General features: G+C 67.2%; 22 protein-coding genes. 9 read left to right on the top strand and 13 right to left on the bottom strand.

The window, feature by feature from the left end; translation table 11 throughout:
* Positions 1-42 precede the first annotated feature (42 nt).
* Entirely contained in the window at positions 43-231 is a 189-nt protein-coding gene (locus tag AC5RWX_RS01985; RefSeq protein WP_493939965.1) for a DUF1918 domain-containing protein, read from the top strand.
* A 91-nt stretch (positions 232-322) separates the two neighbouring features.
* Here the strand turns inward: AC5RWX_RS01985 and AC5RWX_RS01990 are convergent, their stop codons facing one another.
* Positions 323-976 (bottom strand): class I SAM-dependent methyltransferase, encoded by a 654-nt coding sequence (locus tag AC5RWX_RS01990; RefSeq protein WP_494096948.1) that lies wholly within the window; start codon positions 974-976, stop codon positions 323-325.
* 202 nt (positions 977-1,178) lie between these two features.
* On the opposite strand from AC5RWX_RS01990, the gene AC5RWX_RS01995 reads away from it, so the two are divergent.
* From AC5RWX_RS01995 to AC5RWX_RS02005, 3 genes are all read left to right on the top strand, one after another.
* Positions 1,179-2,165, top strand: a complete 987-nt coding sequence (locus tag AC5RWX_RS01995; protein WP_494063643.1) for an LLM class flavin-dependent oxidoreductase — start codon at positions 1,179-1,181, stop codon at positions 2,163-2,165.
* Between the two features lie 151 nt (positions 2,166-2,316).
* On the top strand, positions 2,317-2,910 hold the full coding sequence (locus tag AC5RWX_RS02000; RefSeq protein ID WP_493939968.1) for a biotin transporter BioY: 594 nt from the start codon (positions 2,317-2,319) through the stop codon (positions 2,908-2,910).
* 390 nt (positions 2,911-3,300) lie between these two features.
* Positions 3,301-3,960: a uracil-DNA glycosylase gene (locus AC5RWX_RS02005; protein ID WP_494063645.1), complete on the top strand. Its 660-nt coding sequence runs from the start codon at positions 3,301-3,303 to the stop codon at positions 3,958-3,960.
* A 153-nt stretch (positions 3,961-4,113) separates the two neighbouring features.
* On the opposite strand, the gene AC5RWX_RS02010 is transcribed toward AC5RWX_RS02005, so the two are convergent.
* Genes AC5RWX_RS02010 through AC5RWX_RS02020 form a run of 3 tightly spaced genes read right to left on the bottom strand, consistent with a single transcriptional unit; the run spans position 4,114 to position 6,759 of the window.
* Complete coding sequence (locus AC5RWX_RS02010; RefSeq protein ID WP_493945102.1) at positions 4,114-5,304, bottom strand: acetyl-CoA acetyltransferase; 1,191 nt, start codon at positions 5,302-5,304, stop codon at positions 4,114-4,116.
* Positions 5,304-6,017, bottom strand: a complete 714-nt coding sequence (locus tag AC5RWX_RS02015; protein WP_493956644.1) for a CoA transferase subunit B — start codon at positions 6,015-6,017, stop codon at positions 5,304-5,306. The genes AC5RWX_RS02010 and AC5RWX_RS02015 overlap by 1 nt, the downstream gene beginning before the upstream one ends.
* A 25-nt stretch (positions 6,018-6,042) precedes the next feature.
* On the bottom strand, positions 6,043-6,759 hold the full coding sequence (locus tag AC5RWX_RS02020; RefSeq protein WP_493939972.1) for a CoA transferase subunit A: 717 nt from the start codon (positions 6,757-6,759) through the stop codon (positions 6,043-6,045).
* Positions 6,760-6,994: 235 nt separating this feature from the next.
* Here AC5RWX_RS02020 and AC5RWX_RS02025 point away from each other — a divergent pair, with 235 nt between their 5' ends.
* Together AC5RWX_RS02025 and AC5RWX_RS02030 are read left to right on the top strand one after the other, a co-directional pair.
* A complete protein-coding gene (locus AC5RWX_RS02025; RefSeq protein ID WP_493939973.1) occupies positions 6,995-7,786 on the top strand; it encodes an IclR family transcriptional regulator in 792 nt (263 codons plus the stop codon).
* Positions 7,787-7,842: 56 nt separating this feature from the next.
* On the top strand, positions 7,843-8,925 hold the full coding sequence (locus tag AC5RWX_RS02030; protein ID WP_493945104.1) for a Gfo/Idh/MocA family oxidoreductase: 1,083 nt from the start codon (positions 7,843-7,845) through the stop codon (positions 8,923-8,925).
* A 37-nt stretch (positions 8,926-8,962) separates the two neighbouring features.
* Here AC5RWX_RS02030 and AC5RWX_RS02035 read toward each other — a convergent pair whose 3' ends face one another.
* From AC5RWX_RS02035 to AC5RWX_RS02045, 3 genes are all read right to left on the bottom strand, one after another.
* A complete protein-coding gene (locus tag AC5RWX_RS02035) occupies positions 8,963-9,604 on the bottom strand; it encodes a trimeric intracellular cation channel family protein (RefSeq protein WP_493939975.1) in 642 nt (213 codons plus the stop codon).
* Between the two features lie 90 nt (positions 9,605-9,694).
* Positions 9,695-10,351, bottom strand: coding sequence for a response regulator (locus tag AC5RWX_RS02040; RefSeq protein ID WP_493945105.1), 657 nt, complete (start codon positions 10,349-10,351; stop codon positions 9,695-9,697).
* Complete coding sequence (locus AC5RWX_RS02045; protein ID WP_493945106.1) at positions 10,344-12,245, bottom strand: sensor histidine kinase; 1,902 nt, start codon at positions 12,243-12,245, stop codon at positions 10,344-10,346. The genes AC5RWX_RS02040 and AC5RWX_RS02045 overlap by 8 nt, the downstream gene beginning before the upstream one ends.
* Positions 12,246-12,410: 165 nt before the next feature.
* On the opposite strand from AC5RWX_RS02045, the gene AC5RWX_RS02050 reads away from it, so the two are divergent.
* The gene (locus tag AC5RWX_RS02050) at positions 12,411-13,916 is read left to right on the top strand and encodes a CitMHS family transporter (protein WP_493945107.1); all 1,506 of its coding nucleotides are present in this window, start codon (positions 12,411-12,413) and stop codon (positions 13,914-13,916) included.
* A gap of 89 nt (positions 13,917-14,005) precedes the next feature.
* On the opposite strand, the gene AC5RWX_RS02055 is transcribed toward AC5RWX_RS02050, so the two are convergent.
* Complete coding sequence (locus tag AC5RWX_RS02055; RefSeq protein ID WP_493945108.1) at positions 14,006-14,227, bottom strand: hypothetical protein; 222 nt, start codon at positions 14,225-14,227, stop codon at positions 14,006-14,008.
* A gap of 59 nt (positions 14,228-14,286) precedes the next feature.
* Here AC5RWX_RS02055 and AC5RWX_RS02060 point away from each other — a divergent pair, with 59 nt between their 5' ends.
* The gene (locus AC5RWX_RS02060; RefSeq protein WP_493945143.1) at positions 14,287-14,691 is read left to right on the top strand and encodes a DUF3040 domain-containing protein; all 405 of its coding nucleotides are present in this window, start codon (positions 14,287-14,289) and stop codon (positions 14,689-14,691) included.
* A gap of 69 nt (positions 14,692-14,760) precedes the next feature.
* On the top strand, positions 14,761-15,075 hold the full coding sequence (locus AC5RWX_RS02065; protein WP_493939979.1) for a hypothetical protein: 315 nt from the start codon (positions 14,761-14,763) through the stop codon (positions 15,073-15,075).
* Positions 15,076-15,079: 4 nt separating this feature from the next.
* Here the strand turns inward: AC5RWX_RS02065 and AC5RWX_RS02070 are convergent, their stop codons facing one another.
* The 5 genes from AC5RWX_RS02070 to AC5RWX_RS02090 form a co-directional block, all read right to left on the bottom strand.
* Entirely contained in the window at positions 15,080-16,048 is a 969-nt protein-coding gene (locus AC5RWX_RS02070; protein WP_493945109.1) for an AEC family transporter, read from the bottom strand.
* Positions 16,049-16,167: 119 nt separating this feature from the next.
* Positions 16,168-17,496, bottom strand: coding sequence for an enolase C-terminal domain-like protein (locus AC5RWX_RS02075; protein WP_493945110.1), 1,329 nt, complete (start codon positions 17,494-17,496; stop codon positions 16,168-16,170).
* Positions 17,497-17,499: 3 nt separating this feature from the next.
* Entirely contained in the window at positions 17,500-19,101 is a 1,602-nt protein-coding gene (locus AC5RWX_RS02080) for an aldehyde dehydrogenase (NADP(+)) (RefSeq protein ID WP_493945111.1), read from the bottom strand.
* Between the two features lie 152 nt (positions 19,102-19,253).
* Positions 19,254-20,201 carry a 5-dehydro-4-deoxyglucarate dehydratase gene (gene kdgD / locus AC5RWX_RS02085; protein WP_493945112.1) on the bottom strand — a complete coding sequence of 316 codons (948 nt, stop codon included), beginning with the start codon at positions 20,199-20,201 and terminating at the stop codon, positions 19,254-19,256.
* Between the two features lie 154 nt (positions 20,202-20,355).
* Complete coding sequence (locus tag AC5RWX_RS02090) at positions 20,356-21,240, bottom strand: LysR family transcriptional regulator (protein ID WP_493945113.1); 885 nt, start codon at positions 21,238-21,240, stop codon at positions 20,356-20,358.
* Between the last annotated feature and the right edge of the window lie 78 nt (positions 21,241-21,318).

The following is a 21,318-nucleotide window of genomic DNA, read 5'->3' on the forward strand; positions in this document are numbered from 1 at the left end:
GCACCTCGTTGCCCTACGCTATGGGGGAGGAGGTGAGCGGTCATGATCGCAGCACCCGGAGACCGCATCGTCATCAGGGGAAAGACCGTGGAATCAACGGACCGGCACGGCGAAGTCATCGAGGTCCGCGGCGCCGGCGGTGCCCCGCCTTACTTCGTCAGGTTCGACGACGGACACGAGAGCGTGGTCTTCCCCGGCACCGACTGCAGCATCGAGCGCGCTGCCGGATAAGCACCAGCGGATAGGCGCTGCAGATAGGCACTGCGGGGGAAGCCCTGCGGCGTGAACCCGTTGCGTGCCAGCCCCGCCGCCGGCCGGACAGTCAGCGGCTACCAGCCACACGGCGGGCGCGGAGAACGCTGTCCGTGAGCGTGCCTGTTTCGCCATCCGGTCCTGTGACCTCGCGCTCAACCGAGTCCACTGTCTCCAGTGCCCAGGCTGGACCATCGAGCCCGAGTTCGGCGGCGAGTTCAGCTGCGGTGGGCAGCGCTTCCTCCGGCTCTGGGTGCTTGGACCACGGCGGAAACGATTCGTGGCCGACGATCAGCAGCCGGCCGCCGGGGGAGACGGCGCGAGCTCCCGCTGCAAGGATCGCGTTCCGCGGCAGCTCGACCGGTGAGTGGAGGAACTGCGCGCAGACCAGGTCGTACTGTTCGGTGGCCTCCCAGCCGACCAGATCCTGCCGGCGCCAGTGAATCCGGTCCGCAACGCCGGCTTGTTGGGCGTGCTGTGCCGCCCGCTGCAGTGCGAGCGCTGACATGTCCAAACCGGTGACGTGCCAGCCCTGCTCGGCGAGCCAGATGGCATCAGCGCCCTCGCCACATCCCAGTTCCAACGCTCTGCCAGGGCGCAGGCCGGAGAGCTCGCGGACCAGCATCGCGTTGGGCCGGCCGCTCCAGATCTGGTCCCGCTCAGCGTAAAACGACTCCCAGAACTGGTCGGGATCCTCCGCATGGCCTTGATGGCGATGTTCCATGCCTCCAGACTCTACGCCGCGACACTTCCGCGCAGAACGCCGCAACCGCTTCTTTCGCACCGCGGCGTTGGCCAGCAGCCAATAGCCGAGCCACGACTCGCCGGGGGAGGTGGAAGAAATAAGGTGGGCACCGCCGTCGTTATGCCGAATGTGTGCCCGCGGCAACTACCGCGGGCCATCCCGCAACGAAAGGCCCGCCGGCGTGAACGTACCTCTATCCATCCTTGACCTGGCAACCATCGGCACCAACGAAACCGTGGGCGAAAGCCTGGCCGGCAGCGTGGCGCTGGCACAGCGGGCCGAAGAACTGGGATACCGGCGTGTCTGGTACGCCGAGCACCACAACATGGCGTCGATCGCTTCCTCGGCCACCAGCGTGCTGATCGCCCACGTGGCCGCCAACACCAGCACGATCCGGCTGGGCGCCGGCGGCATCATGCTGCCCAACCACGCCCCGCTGACCATCGCCGAGCAGTTCGGCACATTGGAGGCGCTGCACCCGGGCCGGATCGACCTGGGCCTGGGACGTGCGCCGGGCAGCGACCAGAACACCATGCGGGCGCTGCGTCGCGATCCGATGAGCGCCGAGTCGTTCCCGCAGGACGTGCTGGAACTGCAGGGCTACCTCACCGGACAGACCCGGATCAAGGGCGTGGACGCGACGCCGGGCAAGGGCAGCAACGTGCCGCTGTACATCCTGGGCTCCTCGCTGTTCGGCGCGAAGCTGGCCGCTGCGCTGGGGCTGCCGTACTCGTTCGCCTCGCACTTCGCACCCAACGCGCTGCGGGATGCCGTGGCGGTCTACCGCCGCGAATTCCAGCCCTCGGAGCAGCTCGCCGAACCGTACGTGATCGCCGGTGTGAACGCCCTCGCCGCGGACACCAACGAGGAAGCGCAGGAGCAGTTCCGGATTGTCCGGCGCAGTCGGGTCTCGCTGCTGTTCGGCCGCGACCGTGGGTTCACGGATGAGGAAGCCGACCTGATCCTGGACTCGCCGCAGGGCCAGCATGTGGAGCAGATGGTCAAGTATTCGGCCGTCGGTACGCCAGATGCCGTGACGGAATATCTGGAGGGATTCGCCAAGCACGCCGATGCCGACGAGCTGATTGTGGCGTTCCAGGCACCGACCGTTGCGCAGCGGCTGCGCGCGCTGGAGCTGACCGCTCAAGCTGGAAACCTTGCCGCCTGAGTTAAACAATCCAGCGCGGCGCGCAAATGCGGCCGCGCGGTTTGTGGCGTAATCTCCGCCACAAACCGCGGTGCTGCTCGGGGCTGCCGGTACAGTGGTGCCAAATCCGGATCCGCAGTTTCGCAGGGATATCCCCCGAGAAGGAGCAAACATGAGTACAGCCGTAGTTGCGCGCCAGGGCGTTCTGGCCGACGCCCTCGTCCCGAGCACTGCCCTGGCCAACACCGCCCTGGTGGTCGGTGGCGCCGGCCTGACCGCTGTGATGGCGCAGCTGGCCGTGCCGCTGTGGCCGGTACCGATCACCGGCCAGACGCTGGCGGTGCTGCTGGTCGGCAGCACCCTCGGCCCGGTCCGCGGGATGCTGGCGATGGCGCTGTACTGGGTGGCCGGTGTCGCCGGCATGCCGGTGTTCTCCGAGGCCTCCTCCGGCCTGGCCGCTGCCGTCGGCCCGACCGGCGGTTACCTGGTGGGCTTCGTGGCCGCCGCAGGCCTGACCGGCTGGCTGGCCAAGCGCAACTGGGACAAGAAGTTCCTGGGCGCCACGGTCTCCTTCCTTGCCGGCACTGTGATCACCTTCGTCTTCGGCATGGCCTGGCTGGCCATCTCGCTGGGCGCCGATCTGCAGCAGACGCTCGAGTGGGGCCTGTACCCGTTCATTATCGGAGGCATCGTGAAGTCCCTGATCGCGGCCGCTGCCATGCCCGCCGCCTGGAAGCTGGCCGCCCGCCTGCCCAAGGACTCCTAAGTAGTTTCGGCACTCAGCCAAACCACGACGCCGGTGCCCGGTGGGGATGCGACTCCACTAGGGCACCGGCGTCTTTTTGTTCTCCCACGATGGGTGGCCGGGGCCGCGCGGCCGGTTCTCCGGGAGTCCGGCGAACTTGGCGCCGTGGGTGCGTGGTCCCCGGGGCACGCTTAGCTGGTGCCGTGAGTGCGTGGTCCCGGCGGATCCGCTGAACTAAAGCCGTGAGTTTTCGCCCCATCTCCTCGAGTGGCGAAAAGATGCGCCGAACAGTCCGCTAAAGGGCCATTTCGCTGCAACTTTCCTCCAGTGGATTGCTAACGATCCCCAAGACAGGCTCTGGGCCAGCTTCGGCTCGCTTGCTCCGCAAAGCGGATCGTATACGTTGGGAATGTGACAGCGCGCCAAGGGATCCGGGACTTTGTGGAGCGGCTAGGGGAGTTCGAGACAGGCCCGGCCAGCCGCAACTTCTTCTCCACGGAGCTGCCAGCGAACGCGGCACGCAGGAACAACGTCACCCGCTACTTTGAGCAGATGCTGGAGCTCCGGCCCACGGTCCTGCTGGTCGGCGAGGCGCCGGGCTACCGCGGCATGACCGTTACCGGCGTCCCGTTCACCAACAAGGCGCTGATCTCCGGCAACGACCCTTTCGGCATGTTCGGCCCGGCCAACGGGTACCTGATGCCGGCGGAGGTGCTGACAGTGCCGGCCGAGCCCACCGCCACGGTGATGTGGAACGTGCTGGCTGAACTGGACTTCCTGCCGCTGCTGTGGAGCGCCTACCCGTTCCATCCCCACCAGCCCGGGCGGCCGCAGTCCAACCGCACACCGTCGGCGCCGGAAATCGCGGCCGGCACGCTCTACTGGCAGGACCTGGCCCGGCTGTTCAGCATTGACTCAGTCGTCGCGGTGGGGAACATCGGGCACCGGAGCGTGGCCGCCAGCGGGCTGGATGTGCCCAAGATCCGCCACCCCGCCCATGGCGGCAAGGAGCTGTTCCGGCAAGGCCTGCAGGACCTGCTGAACACCGGCGTCATCCGGAGGAACCAATGACCGTCAGCAGCTCCGGTCCCGGCTACGGTGCGGGCGCTGCGGTCAAGGAATGGCCCGCCCGGGACGGCTAAAAACGAGTATGCCGATCTGGCCCCTCCAAGGCTTCCGGAAGGGCCAGATCGGCACAGTCGATGGATGGGGCTGCCGGTCGGGCTAGACGGCTTCGAGCACGCTGACGTAGTTGGCGATGGCCAACCCGCCCATGTTGTGCACGGCAGCGCGCCGAGCGCCCGCCAGCTGCATGTCCCCGGCCGTGCCGGAGAGCTGCATGGCGGTGACCACGTGCTGCGAGACGCCGGTGGCACCGACCGGGTGGCCCTTGGCCTTCAGGCCGCCGGACAGGTTCACCGGCAGCTTGCCGTCGCGGTACACCAGGCCCTCCTCGATGGCCCGGCGGCCCTCGCCGGCGCCCGTCAGGCCCATGACCTCGTACATGATGAGTTCGGCGATGGTGAAGCAGTCATGCACCTCGGCCAGGTCCAGATCCTCCAGGCCCACGCCGGCCATGTCCAGCGCCCGCTGCCACGCCGCGCGGCTGCCGGCGAAGGCGGTGGGATCGCGCTTCTCTGCCGGCATGAAGTCGTTGGCATGGCCGAAGCCGGCCAGCCGCACGGCAGCAGCTGCGGCACCGGAACGCGGCGCTTCCGTGCTGAGCACCACCGCGGCGGCGCCGTCCGAGACCGGCGAGCAGTCGGTCCGGCGCAGCGGCTCGGCCACCACCGGGTTCTTGTCCGATACGGTCTGGCAGAACTCCTCACCCAGGTCCTTGCGCAGCTGCGCGTACGGATTGGCCACGCCGTTGCGGTGGTTCTTCGCCGCGATCGAGCCGAGCACGTCGCCCACCTCGCCGTAGCGCTTCTGGTAGTGCTTGGCGGTCTCGGCAAACAGCCCGGCGAAGCCGGTGGAGCTCGGCTTGCCGGCCGCCTCGTAGTCGGCGCCGAGCAGGGCGGCACCCACCACGTCGGCACCGGCGTGGGTCATCTTCTCCGCGCCGATCACCAGCACGTTGCGCGCGGTGCCGGCCAGCAGCGACTTGGCACCCTGCTGCACCGCGGCGGAGCCGGACGCGCAGGCGTTCTCCACCCGGGTGGCCGGCACGTTGGCCAGTTCATCCGAAACCTGCAGCGCCAGCGAGGACGCAAAGCCCAGCGGCACCATGCCGGAGTTGAACTGGCCCAGGTAGACCTCGTCGATCTGCCCCGGCTCCAGCCCGGCGTTGGCGATGGCCTCCCGGGCCACGCCCACGATCAGAGACTCCAGCGTCTCGTCCGCCAGCTTGCCGAACGGGGAGTGCCCCCACCCGGTGAGCAGGATGTCTTTTCCGAAGTGTTCCTGCAGGCTCATCAGCGTGTTCCTTCCAGAGCGGTTTCCAGTTCGGCGTCCGGCTCCGTGTTCGGGGTTTGATCCAGTCCAGGCGCGACGGCGAAGTCCGGCTCGGTCTTCTCCCGCACCTCGGCCACGGTGACCCCCGGCGCCAGGCGGACCAAGCGCAGCGAGGGGGCATCGCCGTCGTTCTCAATATCAAAGACCGCCAGGTCCGTGATGATCCGGTCCACCACCCGCACGCCGGTGAGCGGCAGCGAGCATTCGTTGACGATCTTGGGGGTGCCGTCCTTTGCCACGTGCTCGGTCAGCACCAGCACGCGCGGGGTGCCGGCCACCAAGTCCATCGCGCCGCCCATGCCCTTGACCATCTTGCCCGGGATGGTCCAGTTGGCCAGGTCGCCGGTGGCGGACACCTGCATGGCGCCCAGCACGGCGATCTTCACGTGGCCGCCGCGGATCATGCCGAAGCTGGTGGCCGAGTCGAAGATGGAGCCGCCGGGCAGCACCGTAACGGTCTGCTTGCCTGCGTTGATCAGGTCCGCGTCTTCGTCGCCGTCGTACGGGAACGGGCCCATGCCCAGCAGCCCGTTCTCGCTCTGCAGCACCACCCGCACGCCGTCGGGCAGGTTGTTGGCCACCAGCGTGGGAATGCCGATGCCCAGGTTGACGTAGTCGCCGTCGTTCAGTTCGCTGGCGGCGATGGCCGCCATTTCATCTCGTGTCCAGGCCATGGTTCTCTCCTTCAGGGGGTTGTCTTCAGGCGCCGACGACGGCGGGTCGGGGGCGGACGGTGCGCTGCTCGATGTCCTTGACGCGGTCGGACGCCTGCACCAGTCGCTGCACGTACACGCTGGGGGTGACGATGTGGTTCGGGTCCAGTTGGCCCGGTTCCACGATCACCTCGGCCTCGGCGATGGTGACGCGGCCCGCGGTGGCCACCACCGGGTTGAAGTTGCGGGCTGTGTGGCGGTAGATCAGGTTGCCGTCGGTGTCCGCGGTGTGCGCATGCACCAGCGCCAAGTCGGCCACAATGCCCCGTTCCTGCACGTACAGCTCGCCGTCGAACTCCTGGTGCGGCTTGCCCTCGGCAATCACCGTGCCCACGCCCGTCTTGGTGTAGAAGGCCGCGATGCCGGCGCCGCCGGCACGGAGCCGTTCGGCGAGCGTGCCCTGCGGGTTGAACTCGACCTCCAGGGTGCCGGCCAGGAACTGCTGGGCGAACAGCTTGTTTTCGCCCACGTAGGAGGCCAGCACCTTGCGGACCTGCCCGGCTTCGATCAGGACGCCGAGGCCCTTGCCGTCGATGCCCATATTGTTGGAGACCACGGTCAGGTTCTTGACGCCGGAATCACGCACCGCGTCGATCAGGTCCGCGGGGATGCCGGAGAGCCCGAACCCTCCCACCGCAATGGTCATGCCGTCATGCAGCACTCCTGCCAGCGCGGCGGCGGGTCCTGCGGTCAGTTTGGACATCTGCTTCCTCCTCGTTGAGTGCTCTCCCCTGCGGCGGGGCCACTGGTTCCTGCGGTACTGTCCATCTTGTGGACAACGTCTACCGGGCAGCCTAAAGGTGTTCCGTGCATCACGTCAACGGCGCCTGCATTGCCCGATTCACAGTGTGGACAGCGCCGGATAGACTGTCCACAATGTGGAAAACCACTGGGGCGAAGACTGCAGGTTTGCACCCGCTGGCCAAGAAAGGAACACGATGCCGGAGAAACAAGTGCAGGGCGCCCAGGTGGTCAGCCGGGTCGCCAGACTGCTGCGGATCGTGGGCCGCGCACCGGAGACCGGGGCCGCCCTCGGCGACATTGTGCAGGCGTCCGGACTGACCCGGCCCACGGTCTACCGGCTGCTGAACTCGCTGGCCGCCGAAGGGCTGCTGGACCACCACGCCGAAACCGGCAGCTGGCATCTGGGGCCGGAACTCTATGTGCTCGGCTCGGTGGCGGCCAGCCGCTTCGCCATCGAAGACCTGGCCCGGCCCAGTCTGCAGCGACTGGCGGATGAGACCGGCGAGAGTGCGTTCCTCTCCATCCGCCGCGGCGACGAAACCGTCTGCCTGGTCCGGGTGGAGGGCAGCTTCCCGGTGCGTTCCTTTGTGCTGCACGAAGGCGTCCGTTTCCCGCTGGGCATCGCCTCCGCGGGGCTGGCTATTATGGCGTTTCTGGAGGCTGAGGAGATTGACCGGCTACTTGACGACGGCGGTGCCCGGCTGCAGCGGTTCGGCCCGGCCCATGCGCCGGAAAAGATCCGCAGCAACTTGGCCGCGACCCGGGAGCGCGGCTATACCGTCAATCCCGGACTGATCCTGGAGGGCAGTTGGGGGATGGGCGCGGCGGTCTTCGACCGGCAGGGCCGGCCGGCCTGGGCGCTGTCGCTGACCGGCATTGAACAGCGCTTCCGCCCGGACCGGCAGGAGTTCCTGGGCAAGCTGCTGCTTGAGGAAGCGCACAAGCTCACGCAGAAGCTGCGCGAGCAGCCCCACGCCGGCCGGTAGGCTCGGACACAGCCGCACCCCTCGGGGCAGGCACCGGGAGCACACTAGGAGGACCCATGACCGAACACCGGCCGCTGCGCACCGCCGTGATCGGCTACGGCCTTTCCGGCCGGGTCTTCCATGCGCCGTTCCTGGCAGCCGCCAGCGAGTATTCGCTGGACGCCATCGTGACGTCCAGCCCGGAACGGGCGGCCCAGGCGGCAGCCACCCACCCCGGGGCACGGATCGTAGCAACGGCGGACGAGCTGTTCGCGGCCCCGAGACTGCTGGACCTGGTGGTGGTGGCCACGCCGCCGGCCAGCCACTATCCGCTCGCCGAGGCCGCCTTGGACCGCGGCCTGCATGTGGTGGTGGACAAACCCTTTGTTCCGGTTTCCGCCCACGGTGAGGCCTTGATCGCCAAGGCCCGGGCGGCCGGCCTGGTGCTTTCCGTTTACCAGAACCGCCGCTGGGACGCGGATTTCCTGACCCTGAAGAAGCTGATCGACGGCGGCGAACTGGGCCAGGTGCACACTTTCGAATCACGTTTTGAGCGGTGGAAGCCGGAGGGGCTGCGGGCGTGGAAGGAGACGTCGGGCGTCTCTAAGGGCGGCGGCATGCTCTTCGATCTGGGCGTGCACCTGATCGACCAGGCGCTCACGCTCTTTGGCCGGGCCGCCACGGTCTACGGCGAGACCGCCCGCCATAGCGCGTCCGCCGGAGGCGCCGCCGATGCAGCGGCAGGGTCCCCGGCCGGATCCGGCCCGGACGAGGACGCGTTTGTCTCGCTGCTGCACGAATCCGGCGTGCGCTCGCGGCTATCCATGAATCTGATCTCCGCACTGCCCGCACCGCGGTTCCACGTCCTTGGCTCGGCTGCGGCCTTCACCTCGTGGGGGGTGGACGGCCAGGAGGCGGCACTCAATGCCGGTGCCGTGCCCGGGTCGGACGGTTACGGTGTGGAACCCGAAGAGCGCTGGGGCACCCTGGGCACGCCGGGGCACACCCGCAAGATTCCGTCCGAGCGCGGCGCCTACACGGAGTTCTACCGGCAACTGGCCGCGGCCATCAACGGCGGCGCCCCCGTGCCGGTGGAGCCGGCGGACGCCGTCGCGGCCATCCGCATCATCGAGGAGATCCACCGGCAGAACCGGGCCTGAGGCCGGCAGGCGGCGGTGCCGGGCAGGGGATCCACCGTCAATCGTCGTCCGGGCCCGTGAACCGCGCCGGCGCGGCATGCGGAATGTGCCAGCCGTAATGCAGCGAGACCACGCGCAGCCCGAACACCACTGCGGCCACGCCGATCGCTGCCGCCGTCCCGTAGATCCCGGCGAACCACAGAACAACCACCAGTGCCGAGCCCAGCATCGCCGGTACGGCGTACAGGTCGTCCGGGTTGAATAATTGCGGGACCCGGTTGGCAACGACATCTCGCAGCATTCCGCCGCCCACAGCCGTGGTCAGTCCCAGCAGCGCGGAAGCAACAGGGTTCATGCCCAGGCTCAGGGCCTTGACGGTTCCGGTAATGCAGAACAGGGCCAACCCGCCGGCGTCGAAGATCAACAGCGGACGCTGGAACCGTTCCACTCGGTGGAACAGGAAGAACACCAGCAGTGCCGCCAGCACCGGCGGGATGAAATAGACCGGATTGTCGAAGGCACTCGGGACGGTGCCCAGAATCAAATCCCGGATGATTCCGCCGCCCAAACCGGCCAGTGCGCCCAAAAACAGCGACCCGATGATGTCGAATTTCCGGCGGGCCGCCAGGATGCAACCGGACATGGCAAAGAAGAAGGTGCCGAAAAGGTCCAGTACCAAGCCGATGGTCATGCCTGCCATCCAATCATCGTTCGCTCCGGTTCACGCCGCGGCGCCGGCACCGGATCAGCAGGGCAGAATGAGCAGGCCGCTTGGGTTGTCCGCATGCCATCAGCCGGCCCGTCCGTAGCGGTGCTCGGGCCGCCCGGTGGTGCCGTAGCGCAGATGGATCTCCACCGCGCCGTCGTCGGCCAGAGCGGACAAATAGCGTTGCGCGGTGGCCCGCGAGACGCCAACCGACTGGGCCACTTCAGCCGCCGAACGCTGCAGCCCGGACGCCAGCGCTTCCAGCACGGCGGCCTCGGTGGCCGACCGGGTGCGGGCAGCCACCGCCGCCTCGGCCGGATGCAGCGCATGCAGCGCCCGGTCAACGGTGTCCTGGTCCACCGCCGGCTGCTCGGCCAACAGCCGCCGGTACCGGGCGTAAGCACGCAGCTTCCGCGCCAGTTCCTCGGCGGTGAAGGGCTTGATCAGGTAGCCGAGCGCACCGCGGCGCAGGGCCTTGCGGACCGATGGGGCATCCGCTGCTGCGGTCAACATGATGGTGTCCACGTCGACCTTGCGCAGCAAATCCAGCCCCAGCGCGTCCGGCAGGTACACGTCCAGCAGCATCAGGTCCGGCGCATGCCCGTGCACCGTGCGCAGAGCCTGCTCCGCCGTTCCGACCGGCGCCAGCGCGCTGAAGCCCGGGACGGAATCCACATAGCTGGCGTGCAGGCGCCCCACGTGAAAGTCGTCGTCCACAATCAGTACCTGCAGGTTAGTCATGGTTTGCTCCTGGTGTTGCGGGTTCAACGGTGCCCGGCAGCCGGGCACAGAATACGGCGCCGGGGCCGCCCGGACGCCCGGGATCGGCCACCCAGACCTCCCCGCCCCGGCGGCGCGCGAGCCGGCGGATCAGCGACAAGCCGAAGCCCTGGCCGTGGATGTCCGGTAGCTCCGCTTGACCGGCCACGGACTCGGCCACCGCCCCGTCAACGGCCGCGTCAGCGGCCTCTGCCGGCCTGTTCCGGGAGCGGTCGCCCGCCGTCGAGAAGCCTTCGGCAAAGATCCGCTCAACCCCCGAACCGCCGTCTGCCGCCGTGCCACCGGGAAGCCCGGGCAGCCCGTCCCCGGAGTCCGCGACCACCAGGTGCAGCGTTCCGCCGCCGTCGGTTAGTTCGTCCATGATCTCCACCTCCACCCACCGGTCCGGAGCGCTGCCGTGCACTGCCGCCCGGACGGCGTTGTCCACCAGGTTGCCGATCACGGTGGTCACGTCCTGCGGATCGGTAACCCTGCCGCGGACCAGCGTTTCCGGCCCGACGCGCAGCGTCACACCGCGCTCGGCCGCCTCCATGCTCTTGGCGCCAATGAAGGCCTGCAAGTACGCATCCTGCAACAGCTCGGCCTGTTCTGCGGGGTAGTTCAGTGGACCGGTCTGCATGATCGACGTGAGGTAGTCCTGCGCATGGCTGGGGTTCCCAGTGGCCAGCAGGCCGGAGATCGTGTGCAGCCGGTTGGCGAACTCGTGCCTTTGCGCACGCAGCGCCGTGCTCAGCGCGCCCACGGCGTCCAGCTGCCTGGTCAGGGACTGGACCGCGGTGCGGTCGCGCAGCATGATCACCCAGCCCAGTTCGGGGGCACGCGGAACCACCGGGCCGGTGCCGGTCCCGGGGCGGTAGCCGCGCCGGCCGGGGGTGCGGCTGGCCTGCACCTCTCGGGCGGAGAGGATCAGCACGCGGGAACCAACCACCAGCTCCACCGTCGGCGACTGCGGGTCCGCGGCATCGAGCAGCCGGCCCAATGCGTCCGGCAGGCCGGATTCCTCCAGGCCGGGCAGCGGCAGCCCCTCGAGCGGCCGGCCGACCAGATCGGCATCAATGGTGAAGCCCAGCAGTCGTTTGGCCTCGCGGTTGAACACGGTGATCCTGCGCTCGGCGGAAACGCCGATGACGCCCTCATCCACGCCGCGCAGCACCGCCTCCTGGTCCTGGGTGAGGGCGGCAATCTCCTCGGGCTCGAGTCCCAGCGTCAGCCGCTTCAGCCGCCGGCCCAGCAGCAGCGAGGCCGCCAGGCCAAGTGCCAGCGCTCCGGCAGTGGTGGCGGCGATGGGCAGGATGTTGCTGGCCAGGGATTGCAGCACGTCCTGGCTGGAGAAGCCGACGCTGACCTCGCCCACCACGGTTGTGGAACCGGGGGCGAACACGGGGACTTTGGCACGCGCCGAATGGCCCAGAGTGCCCTGTTCCTGTTCGGTGACCTCACGGCCGGCCAGCGCTTCGGAGGGGTCGGTGCTGACCATCCGGCCCAGCTCCGCCGGGTTGGGATGCGCCAGCCGCAGGCCGGAATCGTCGGTGATCACCACGAACAGCGCGCGGGTCCGCCGCCGGATATCTTCGGCCTGGGACTGCAGCGGCCCGCCCGCCAAGGCCTTGGCGGAAAGCTGTTCCGGCCCAGCGTCCGCCAGTGCGGCGGTTTCGGTGCGGACATCGCCCGAGGCTGCAACCGCGCGGGCCACAGCCAGGGCCTGGCGTTCCGCATCTTCGCCCAGCCGCTGATAGGTCAACCAGCCCAGCACCACCGCGGAGAGCAGCAGCACCAGCGCCACCACGCCTACCTGGAGCAGCAGCATGCGCGCGGAGAATCCCATCCGCGGGCGGCGGTCGCCCCCGTTCTCCATGGTGCCTCCCGGGGCGGCCTGCGGCCGGTGATGTGAGCTAAATGAGCAAAACGTGCGCAATAAGCAGTATGCACCTGAAGTGGGCGAAACCGCCACCAGTGATCCGCACCACCCTAGAGTCTGTAGGGCCGGTCACACCGGCAGTTTTTATACAAAGGAGTTGCTGTGCTGGTATTTCTCGGCTTCGCAATGATCGCGGTCTTCATGGCGCTGATCATGACCAAGAAACTGACACCCGTTCTGGCCCTGATTATTGTGCCGACGATCTTCGGCCTCTTCGCCGGTGCGGGCCTCGGCCTGGGCGACATGGTCCTTGAGTCGATGAAGTCGTTGACGTCCACAGCAGCTCTGCTGATGTTCGCCATCATCTTCTTCGGCCTGATGATCGACGTCGGTCTATTCGACCCGTTGGTGCGCTTCATTCTGCGCACCTTGGGCAACGACCCGGCCAAGGTGGTGCTGGGCACCGCGGTGCTGGCCGCCGTGGTCTCGCTGGACGGCGATGGGTCCACCACCTTTATCCTCACCACGGCCGCCATGCTGCCGATCTATCTGCGGCTGGGCATGAGCCCGGTGGTGCTGACCTGCGTGGCCGGCCTGGCCAACGGCACCATGAACATTGTCCCGTGGGGCGGCCCGACGGCCCGCGCTGCTGCGGCGCTGGATGTGTCTCCCTCCGACGTTTTCGTGCCGATGATCCCGTCCCTGTTGGCCGGCATCGTCATCGTGATGGTGTTCGCCTGGACACTGGGCCTGAGCGAACGCAAGCGCCTGGCCGGCGGCAATGCCAAGGCCGCTGCCAAGGGCAAGCCCGACCTGTGGGCTGATGCTGCGGAGAACAACGACGGCGGCACCCGCACCTCCCGCGGCAAGGCCGGCTCGATCTTCGGCGGCCGTGGCGGCCGCGGCGCCGTCAAGCCGGTTCCCGGCACCTCCCCGGCCGGCACGGCTCCGGCCGGGGGCTCGGTGGCAGTCCTGGAAGCACCCGCAGAGGAGAATGCTTCCGTCGGATCGCTGACCGATTCGGCACTGGATCCGAACCGTCCCACCCTGCGCCCGCACCTGTTCTGGTTCAACCTGGCCCTGACGGTAGCGGTCATGGTGATCCTGGTGCTGGACGTCGTTCCGCTGGCCTACGTGTTCATGGTCGGCGCCGCCATCGCCTTGGTGGTCAACTTCCCGAACGTCAAGGAGCAGGCAGCCCAGCTGGTCGCGCACGGCAAGAGCATCGTCGCCGTCGTGTCCATGGTGATGGCCGCAGGCGTGCTGACCGGCGTGCTCAACGGCACCGGCATGGTGGATGCCATGGCTGCCTGGCTGGTGGACATCATTCCGGATTCGATGGGCCCGTTCATGGCCGTGATCACCGGCCTGCTCAGCATCCCAATGACGTTCTTCATGAGCAACGACGCGTTCTACTTCGGTGTGCTGCCGGTGCTGAGCGAAACCGCCGCACACTTCGGCATCGCCCCGGCCGAAATGGCCCGGGCTTCGATCACCGGACAGCCCGTGCACATGCAGAGCCCGCTGGTCCCGGCCATCCTGCTGCTGGTCTCGCTGGCCAGCGTGGAGCTGGGCGACCACCACAAGAAGGTGCTCTGGCGCGCGGCCATCGTCTCGCTGGTCATGCTGGCGGTCGGCATCCTGCTCGGCGCCATCCCCTGGGGCTGAGCCACCACCACAGTAACGACGGCGGCGCCCGGGTTCTGGTCATGACCAGCCCGGGCGCCGCCGGCATTTAATGCCTCGTCCTCCAGGGGCTATCCGTGAGGCATGCCGGGGCGTCGCGGATGCGGACGGTTGGTCGGCTTCCTGAATGCTTTTTTGACACGGGAAAGTATGTTTCTCAAACAGTTGAACAAATGCAGATAAACAATCAGTGTTTCTGCTTCGCCCACGGCGAACGGATTATTGGCCTTAAAGAATTTCACTGGATACAATCCGAGCAGGTAACAAAATTCCTGCTTTCCGGCGCCGATCACGAATAGTTTTCACCTTTCATCAGGCTACGAGTGCAGGAAACCCCAAGCCAGCCGCCGTGATGAAACTCGGAACCGTCTTATCCCGGCGGATAACCAAGACCACCACGACGACGGAAGCTCTCGACGGTGCAGCCCGTGAGGAGATGCGGATGCCCCTATCCCCTGAAGAACAACAACGGCTCAAGGCCATAGAGCACTACCTCGGCCTGGAGGACCCTGATCTTGCACGAAAATTGCGGTCAGGGTTTGATGGCACTTCGGTCAAGGGTATCTGGGTGCCGCTGATGCTGCTGGTCGGGATGATGGCTCTGCCCGTGGGTATCGCTGCGAAGCTTGCTGGCGTCGCCCTCATAGGATTCGTTCTCGTGGCGGCCAAAGCCTACGGAGTTTTCAGCAATTCACGTGTCGAAAAACCTCAGGGGAACACGCGTGAAAGAAGCCGGGAAAAGCCGGATAGGCGATAACAACAGCATAGCGGGCACAGTCTGCCGATAGACGTGAGCCGCAGTCGAGCATTGATTGAAGGAGTTAATGTGACACCGGACAAGATTGTCTTCACCCTGACGGCATCACCGCGCGAAGGTGGCGAACGGGTTTTCCGCGACAGCATCGACCTGGTCGTTGAACACGGCGTCGGGGGCGCCATTTTCACACCGGTCGAAATCAGCAGCACACAAGCGGTCCTGCAAGGGGAGATCATGGCTGATCTCCGCTTAGTCACCGAGCGTGGACTGGCGGAATACCTGGCGGACACTTTGGCGTCGAAGGAGAGTATTCTCCTGGACCTCACCCTGCAGTTGGAGGCCGACAGCCGCCCCCTGCCCGTCGCCCGCGCGGCGGCCGCCTGAAACGCTAGCCCAGCAGCAGGGCGACAAGCAGGACGGCGGGCAGCGAGAGCATTGAGCTGAGGAAGATAATGTCCCGCACCAGGGTGGACTGCATCCTGAACTGGCTGGCGAACAAAAAGACGTTCTGCGCAGTGGGCAAGGCAGCCATGACCACAACGCCGAGCAGCGGGGTGCTGTCCAGTCGGAAGAGGAAGTGCCCGACCACCCACGCGAGGGCCGGCATCAGCAGAAGTTTCACCACCGTGCCCAGTGCCACGTCCGCACGCAGGCTCCGCTGGGTCAGTGGCTTCTGCCCGTACAGGCTCATGCCGAACAGCATGAGCAGTAGGGGGATGGAGGCGTTGCCCAGCATTTCTATCGGTGCCCAGAGCACCTCCGGAAGGTTCAGCCCGGTCAAGGCCATCAGGGCCCCGGCGGCGGTAGCAACGGTGACGGGGTTGAGGATGGAGCGCACTACGCTGCGCCATAGCGGGGCAGCCGCGGGAGCACCGCCGTCGGGATGAAGGTGCTTAGCGGCAGCAGTCTTCCGTTGGCACCACGCAAAAATGGATAAGTAGATCGGCGCGATGACCAGGAGTTGGGCCAGCAGCACCGAAACCACCGGATCTGCGCTGCCCACTGCGTAGAGGGCGATCGGTACGCCGATGTTCCCGGCATTCACGTAGGTGGAAGCCATGGCACCGCCGGCCGTTTGTGCGGCCGACCGCCGCAGCAGGAAGCGACTGAACAGCGCATACACCGTGCCTGCAACGGCCGCCGTGATCAAGGCAATGGGGGTGTAGACGCCGACCACCGACGCGAGATCAGTGTCCGCGAGCAACACCAGCATCAGCGCCGGATTCGTGATGTAGAAGATCACCGGCGTGAGCCCGCGCTGCATGTCCGGCGCCTTCTGCGGCAAGATGGCCGCGGCCGCGAAGCCCACCGCAACGATCACCAGCACTACGCCGAAGCCGAGCAGCACTCCTTCCACGGAACCTCCTGAAATCACGGCAATGTCCGGCCGGCCAGAAACGGCCGACCGGACAGAGCATCACACGGTAGAACGGAAAAATCCGCCCGCCCTGCGGGGTGCGGGGCGGGCGGAAGGTCCTAGCGGACCAGGCAGGGGCGTTTGGGATCGAATTCCCAGCCCTGCACCAGGTACTGCATGGCGGCGGCGTCGTCGCGCGCGCCGAGGCCGTGCTCCAGGTACAGGGCGTTGGCCTCGGCCAGCCGCTCGCGGTCCAGTTCCACACCCAGGCCCGGGGCCTGGGGCACCTTGATCTGGCCGTCGCGGATCAGCAGCGGTTCCTTGGTCAGGCCTTGGCCGTCCTGCCAGATCCAGTGCGTGTCCAGCGCGGTGATTTCGCCCGGGGCGGCCGCGCCGACCTGGGTGAACATGGCCAGTGAGATGTCGAAGTGGTTGTTCGAGTGCGAGCCCCAGGTCAGACCGAACTCGTTGCACAGCTGTGCCACGCGGACCGAGCCGGCCATGGTCCAGAAGTGCGGATCGGCCAACGGAATGTCGACGGCGTTGGTGCGCACCGCGTGGGCCATTTCGCGCCAGTCGGTGGCGATCATGTTCGTGGCGGTCTGCAGCCCGGTCGCCCGGCGGAACTCCGCCATCACTTCGCGGCCGGAGAACTTGCCCTCGGCGCCGCAGGGGTCTTCGGCGTACGCCACCACGCCCTGCATGCGCTTGCCCAGCCGGATGGCGTCCTGCAGCAGCCAGCCGCCGTTCGGGTCCAGCGTGATGCGCGCGTCGGGGAAGCGCTCCTTGAGCGCTGTCACCGCGTCGACCTCCAGGTCGCCGGCCTGGACGCCGCCCTTGAGCTTGAAGTCCTGGAAGCCGTAGCGGGCCTGCGCTGCCTCGGCCAAACGGACCACGGCCTCCGGGGTCATGGCCTCTTCCCGGCGCACCCGCTCCCAGTCGTCCGAGCCGTTGGGTTCGCGCAGGTACGGCAGGTCGGTGGCGTCCGGGTTGCCCACGTAGAACAGGTAGCCGAGCATCGGCACCGCGTCGCGCTGCTGGCCGTCGCCGAGCAGTTCGGCCACGGGAACGCCGAGGAACTGTCCGTGCAGGTCAAGCAATGCGGATTCGACGGCGGTCACGGCGTGCACGGTGGTGCGCAGGTCGAAGGTCTGCAGCCCGCGGCCGCCGGAATCGCGGTCGGCGAAAGCGGCGGCAATTTCCCGCAGCAGGCTGCGGAAGCGGGCCACCGGCCGGCCGGTGATCATGGCGCCGGCGTCCTCGATGGTGGTACGGATTTTCTCGCCGCCGGGGACTTCGCCCAGGCCGGTGCGGCCGTCGGAATCGGTCACGATGACCACGTTCCGGGTGAAGAACGGACCGTGCGCACCGGAGAGGTTCAGCAGCATCGAGTCGTGCCCGGCGACCGGGACCACCTCGACGGCGGCAATGGTGGGTTGGTTGCTCATGCGTTACTCTCCTGCGAGTTCCATGGTGCCGTCGATGCGGCGGTTCAGCTGCCATGGGTTGGACTGCTGCAGGGGTGCCGGCAGCAGGGCGTCCGGGATGTTCTGGTAGGCCACCGGGCGGAGGAACCGTTCGATCGCCAGGGTCCCGACCGAGGTGGTGCGGGTATCCGAGGTGGCCGGGAAGGGGCCGCCGTGGACCATGGCGTGTCCCACTTCGACGCCGGTCGGCCAGCCGTTGGCCAGGATGCGGCCCGCCTTGCGCTCCAGCACCGGCAGCAGCGGAGCCACCGTCGCCTGGTCCTCGTCGGTCATGTGCAGGGTGGCGGTCAGCTGGCCTTCCAGCCGCTTGGCCGCAGCCAGCAGATCCTCGGTGGAGGTGTAGCGGACCATCAGCGAGGCGGCGCCGAAGATTTCCTCGTGCAGCACGTTGTTGGACAGGAAGGTGGGAACATCGGTGCCGAACACGGCCGGGGCCGGTGCGTTCTGCGTGGCGCCGTCCTGGCCGCGGGCCACCAGCTCCACGCCGTCCTGCTTGCCGAGGGTATCGACACCGGCGGTCCAGGAGTCGGCGATGCCGCGGGTCAGCATGGTCTGGCCGGCGGCCGGGGCCATGGCGCGGTTCACGGCGGCCGCGAACGCATCTCCGGTTTCGCCGGCCGGGACGAAGACCAGACCCGGCGCCGTGCACAGCTGGCCGCTGGAACCGGTGACCGAACCGACGTAGGCCGCGGCCAGCGCGTCCAGGTCGCCCTTGAGCGCGCCGTCGAAGAAGAACACCGGATTGATCGAGCTCATCTCCGCGTAGACCGGGATCGGTTCCGGCCGTGCCGCGGCGGTGGCCACCAGGGCGGTGCCGCCGGAGCGGGAACCGGTGAAACCGACCGCCTTGATCGCCGGATCCGAGACCAGGGACTGACCGATACTGGCCCCGGGACCGTAGACCAAGGAAAACACGCCCGGATGCAGACCGGCGTCACGGACGGCGTCGGCAATGGCATGGCCGACGATTTCGCTGGTGCCCGGGTGGGCATTGTGCGCCTTGAAGACCACCGGGCAGCCGGCCGCCAGCGCCGAGGCGGTGTCGCCGCCGGCCGTGGAGAAGGCCAACGGGAAGTTGCTCGCACCGAAGACGGCAACCGGGCCCAGCGCGACCTTACGCTGCCGGATGTCCACCCGCGGCATCGGCTGGCGGTCCGGCTGGGCCGGATCAATGCGGACACCACGGTGATCGCCCTGGCGCACCACCGCAGCAAACAGGCGCAGCTGGCCGGTGGTGCGGCCGCGTTCGCCGTTCAACCGGGCAGCGGGTAGACCGGTTTCGGCCATCGCACGCGCGACCAGCTCGTCACCGACGGCTTCGATGTTGTCGGCGATCTTCTCCAGGAAGGCGGCGTGCGTTTCCGGATCCAGCGAGCTGAAGGAGGCGAAAGCTTCCTCGGCCGCGGCAGTGGCGGTCGCCAGCTGGGCAGCGTCAATGAGGCTGTAGGCCGGTTCGAGGACTTCGTTGGTGGCAGGGTTGAAGCCGTTGACAGTGCCGCCGGTACCGGTGACGGATTCGCCGGCAATGATCGAATGGCCTGTCAAATTTGTCTGCGTGGTGGGCATCGGGTGCTCCTTCTTACTGCTTTTTTACTGCGGATGGTCGGCTGTGGGTGAGGGCCGGAAAGCGGCCGCCCGTCTCGGGCGGCCGCTTCGGGCCAAGAGCCGCCCGGGATCCCCCGTGCTGCGCAAAGCGAAGCCGGGGCAGGCGGCGAACGCTAGGCGTTCTGCAGGGCAGCGTCCGCTGGGCGGATGCCGGCGGCGTCGATCAGGGCCGACAGGTCGGCGATGTCCTTCTCCGTCAGATCCTGCAGCGGCGGACGGACCAGGCCCCCGTCGCGGCCGACGGCCTTCAAGCCGCCCTTGACGATGGAGACACCATAGCCCTTAACCCGGTCGCGGATGTCCAGGTAAGGGAGGACGAAGCGGTTGAGCTTCTCGGTCACGGCGTCGCGGTCCTGATTGCGGACGTCGCGGTAGAAGTCCAGGGCGAACTCCGGCACGAAGTTGTACATGGCGGAGGAGTAGGTGCTCATGCCCAGCTGCAGCAGCGGCAGCGCAAAGGTCTCCGCGGTCGGAAGGCCGCCCAGGTAGAACAGGCGGTCGCCGTTCTTGGCGTAGACCTTGGTGAGGTGTTCGATGTCGCCCAGGGCGTCCTTGAACCCGATGAAGTTCGTGTGCCGGTCAGCCAGCGCAGCCACGGTATCCGCGGAATAGATGGCGTTGGCACGGTTGTAGACGATGACACCGATGCTGGTTGCGGCACAGACGGCTGACACGTGAGCCAACAGGCCTGCCTGGTCGCATTCGGTCAGGTACGGCGGCAGCAGCAGCAACCCTTCGGCGCCCGCGGCCTCGGCGTCCTTGGCATTCTGGATCGCCTGGGCGGTGGAACCACCGGCAGAGGCAAGCACGGGAACCCGGCTGCCGGCTTCTTCGACCGCCATCCGCACTACCCGGGCGGCCTCGGCCGGGGTCAGGCTGAAACCTTCACCGGTGCCGCCGGCGGCAAACAGGCCGGCAACATCAAAGCTGGACTGCCAGTCCAGGTGCTTGCGGTAAGCGGCCTCGTCAACGTTCAATTCCGCGTCGAAGGCCGTGACCGGAAAGGACAGCAGCCCGTCCTTGAGCTTGTCTGCGAGTTCTTGGGGCGTGTACTGGGCCACGTGCATCTTCCTTTGCATTGGTGCCGGAGACGGCGGGGTTGAATGCGTTGGTTCCACCCTAGGAAGGCGGATGATGCCTGTCCAAGCCCTCTTTTGTATGGATTGATGCACTAAGAGTATTGACGTTCGGAGAGGCGGCGGGATCGGCTGGCAGCTAGGAGGCTTTGGCCCACACGCTGTCCAACATCCTGCGTAGCGCTGGGTTGTGCGAGTCCCGGTTCCAAATGGCATGCAGCTCCACCGAGTCCGGCGCGAGTTCGGGCAGATGCAGGTAGCTGACGCCATCGACTCCCAGCAGTTGTGCCGATTCGGGCACGAAGGCCACGCCTCGGCCGGCCGCCACCAGCGCCACCATGGTCAGGATCTGGCTGACGATGTGCACGACGTTGCCGTGTTCGATCGGGATTTGGCGCACCACCAGATCGTAGAAATAGCGCGCCTTGATCGGTGAATGCATGATGAGCGGCACGTCTTTGAGGTCGGCCACCGCAAGCGGACGTGCCAGTTGGTCCAGCGGATGCCCGCTGGGAACAGCGAGCATCAGGTTCTCCGACAGCATCAGGTGCGATTCGAAGAGGTCTGTGTCGAAGGGCGGGCGGGCCAGTCCGAGATCAAGGTCGCCGTCCATAATGGCCTGGACCTGCTCCCCGGTCACCAGTTCCTCGAGTTCGACGTCGACATCGGGCAGTTCCAGTGCAATCTCGGCGAGCAGGGGTCCGAGGACGCTGAAGGCGGTGGCGGCAGTGAAGCCAATCCGGATCTCACCCGCCCGGCCGGCGGCGATGCGGCGTGCCGTTCGGGGCGCCCGGTCTGCCGACACCACCAGCTTCCGCGCCTCGGAGAGAAAGGCGTGTCCGGCGGCGGTCAATGCCACCTTGCGGTTGTCCCGCTCCAAGAGTTCGACGCCGATGCTGCGCTCCAGTTTCTGGATCTGCCTGCTGAGCGGGGGCTGGGTCATGCTCAGCCGCTCCGCGGCTCGGCCGAAATGCAACTCTTCGGCGACAGCGATGAAACTGCGGGCCTGGTCCAAGGTGAACATGATGCCTTTCAAGTATCATTCAATGCACTAATGGGCTTGGACATGCATCATAGTCTCTTTCTAAGCTCGATGTCCGAG

The organism is Arthrobacter sp. SPT-J7 (assembly GCF_059089965.1).

What these genes read in the sequence shown, in the direction of transcription:
- AC5RWX_RS01985 (WP_493939965.1), top strand. Translation starts at nt 43, where the DNA reads ATGATCGCAGCACCCGGAGACCGCATCGTCATCAGGGGAAAGACCGTG.
- AC5RWX_RS01990 (WP_494096948.1), bottom strand. Translation starts at nt 976, where the DNA reads ATGGAACATCGCCATCAAGGCCATGCGGAGGATCCCGACCAGTTCTGG.
- AC5RWX_RS02000 (WP_493939968.1), top strand. Translation starts at nt 2,317, where the DNA reads ATGAGTACAGCCGTAGTTGCGCGCCAGGGCGTTCTGGCCGACGCCCTC.
- AC5RWX_RS02010 (WP_493945102.1), bottom strand. Translation starts at nt 5,304, where the DNA reads ATGAGCCTGCAGGAACACTTCGGAAAAGACATCCTGCTCACCGGGTGG.
- AC5RWX_RS02015 (WP_493956644.1), bottom strand. Translation starts at nt 6,017, where the DNA reads ATGGCCTGGACACGAGATGAAATGGCGGCCATCGCCGCCAGCGAACTG.
- AC5RWX_RS02020 (WP_493939972.1), bottom strand. Translation starts at nt 6,759, where the DNA reads ATGTCCAAACTGACCGCAGGACCCGCCGCCGCGCTGGCAGGAGTGCTG.
- AC5RWX_RS02025 (WP_493939973.1), top strand. Translation starts at nt 6,995, where the DNA reads ATGCCGGAGAAACAAGTGCAGGGCGCCCAGGTGGTCAGCCGGGTCGCC.
- AC5RWX_RS02030 (WP_493945104.1), top strand. Translation starts at nt 7,843, where the DNA reads ATGACCGAACACCGGCCGCTGCGCACCGCCGTGATCGGCTACGGCCTT.
- AC5RWX_RS02035 (WP_493939975.1), bottom strand. Translation starts at nt 9,604, where the DNA reads ATGGCAGGCATGACCATCGGCTTGGTACTGGACCTTTTCGGCACCTTC.
- AC5RWX_RS02040 (WP_493945105.1), bottom strand. Translation starts at nt 10,351, where the DNA reads ATGACTAACCTGCAGGTACTGATTGTGGACGACGACTTTCACGTGGGG.
- AC5RWX_RS02045 (WP_493945106.1), bottom strand. Translation starts at nt 12,245, where the DNA reads ATGGAGAACGGGGGCGACCGCCGCCCGCGGATGGGATTCTCCGCGCGC.
- AC5RWX_RS02060 (WP_493945143.1), top strand. Translation starts at nt 14,287, where the DNA reads ATGAAACTCGGAACCGTCTTATCCCGGCGGATAACCAAGACCACCACG.
- AC5RWX_RS02075 (WP_493945110.1), bottom strand. Translation starts at nt 17,496, where the DNA reads ATGAGCAACCAACCCACCATTGCCGCCGTCGAGGTGGTCCCGGTCGCC.
- AC5RWX_RS02080 (WP_493945111.1), bottom strand. Translation starts at nt 19,101, where the DNA reads ATGCCCACCACGCAGACAAATTTGACAGGCCATTCGATCATTGCCGGC.
- AC5RWX_RS02090 (WP_493945113.1), bottom strand. Translation starts at nt 21,240, where the DNA reads ATGTTCACCTTGGACCAGGCCCGCAGTTTCATCGCTGTCGCCGAAGAG.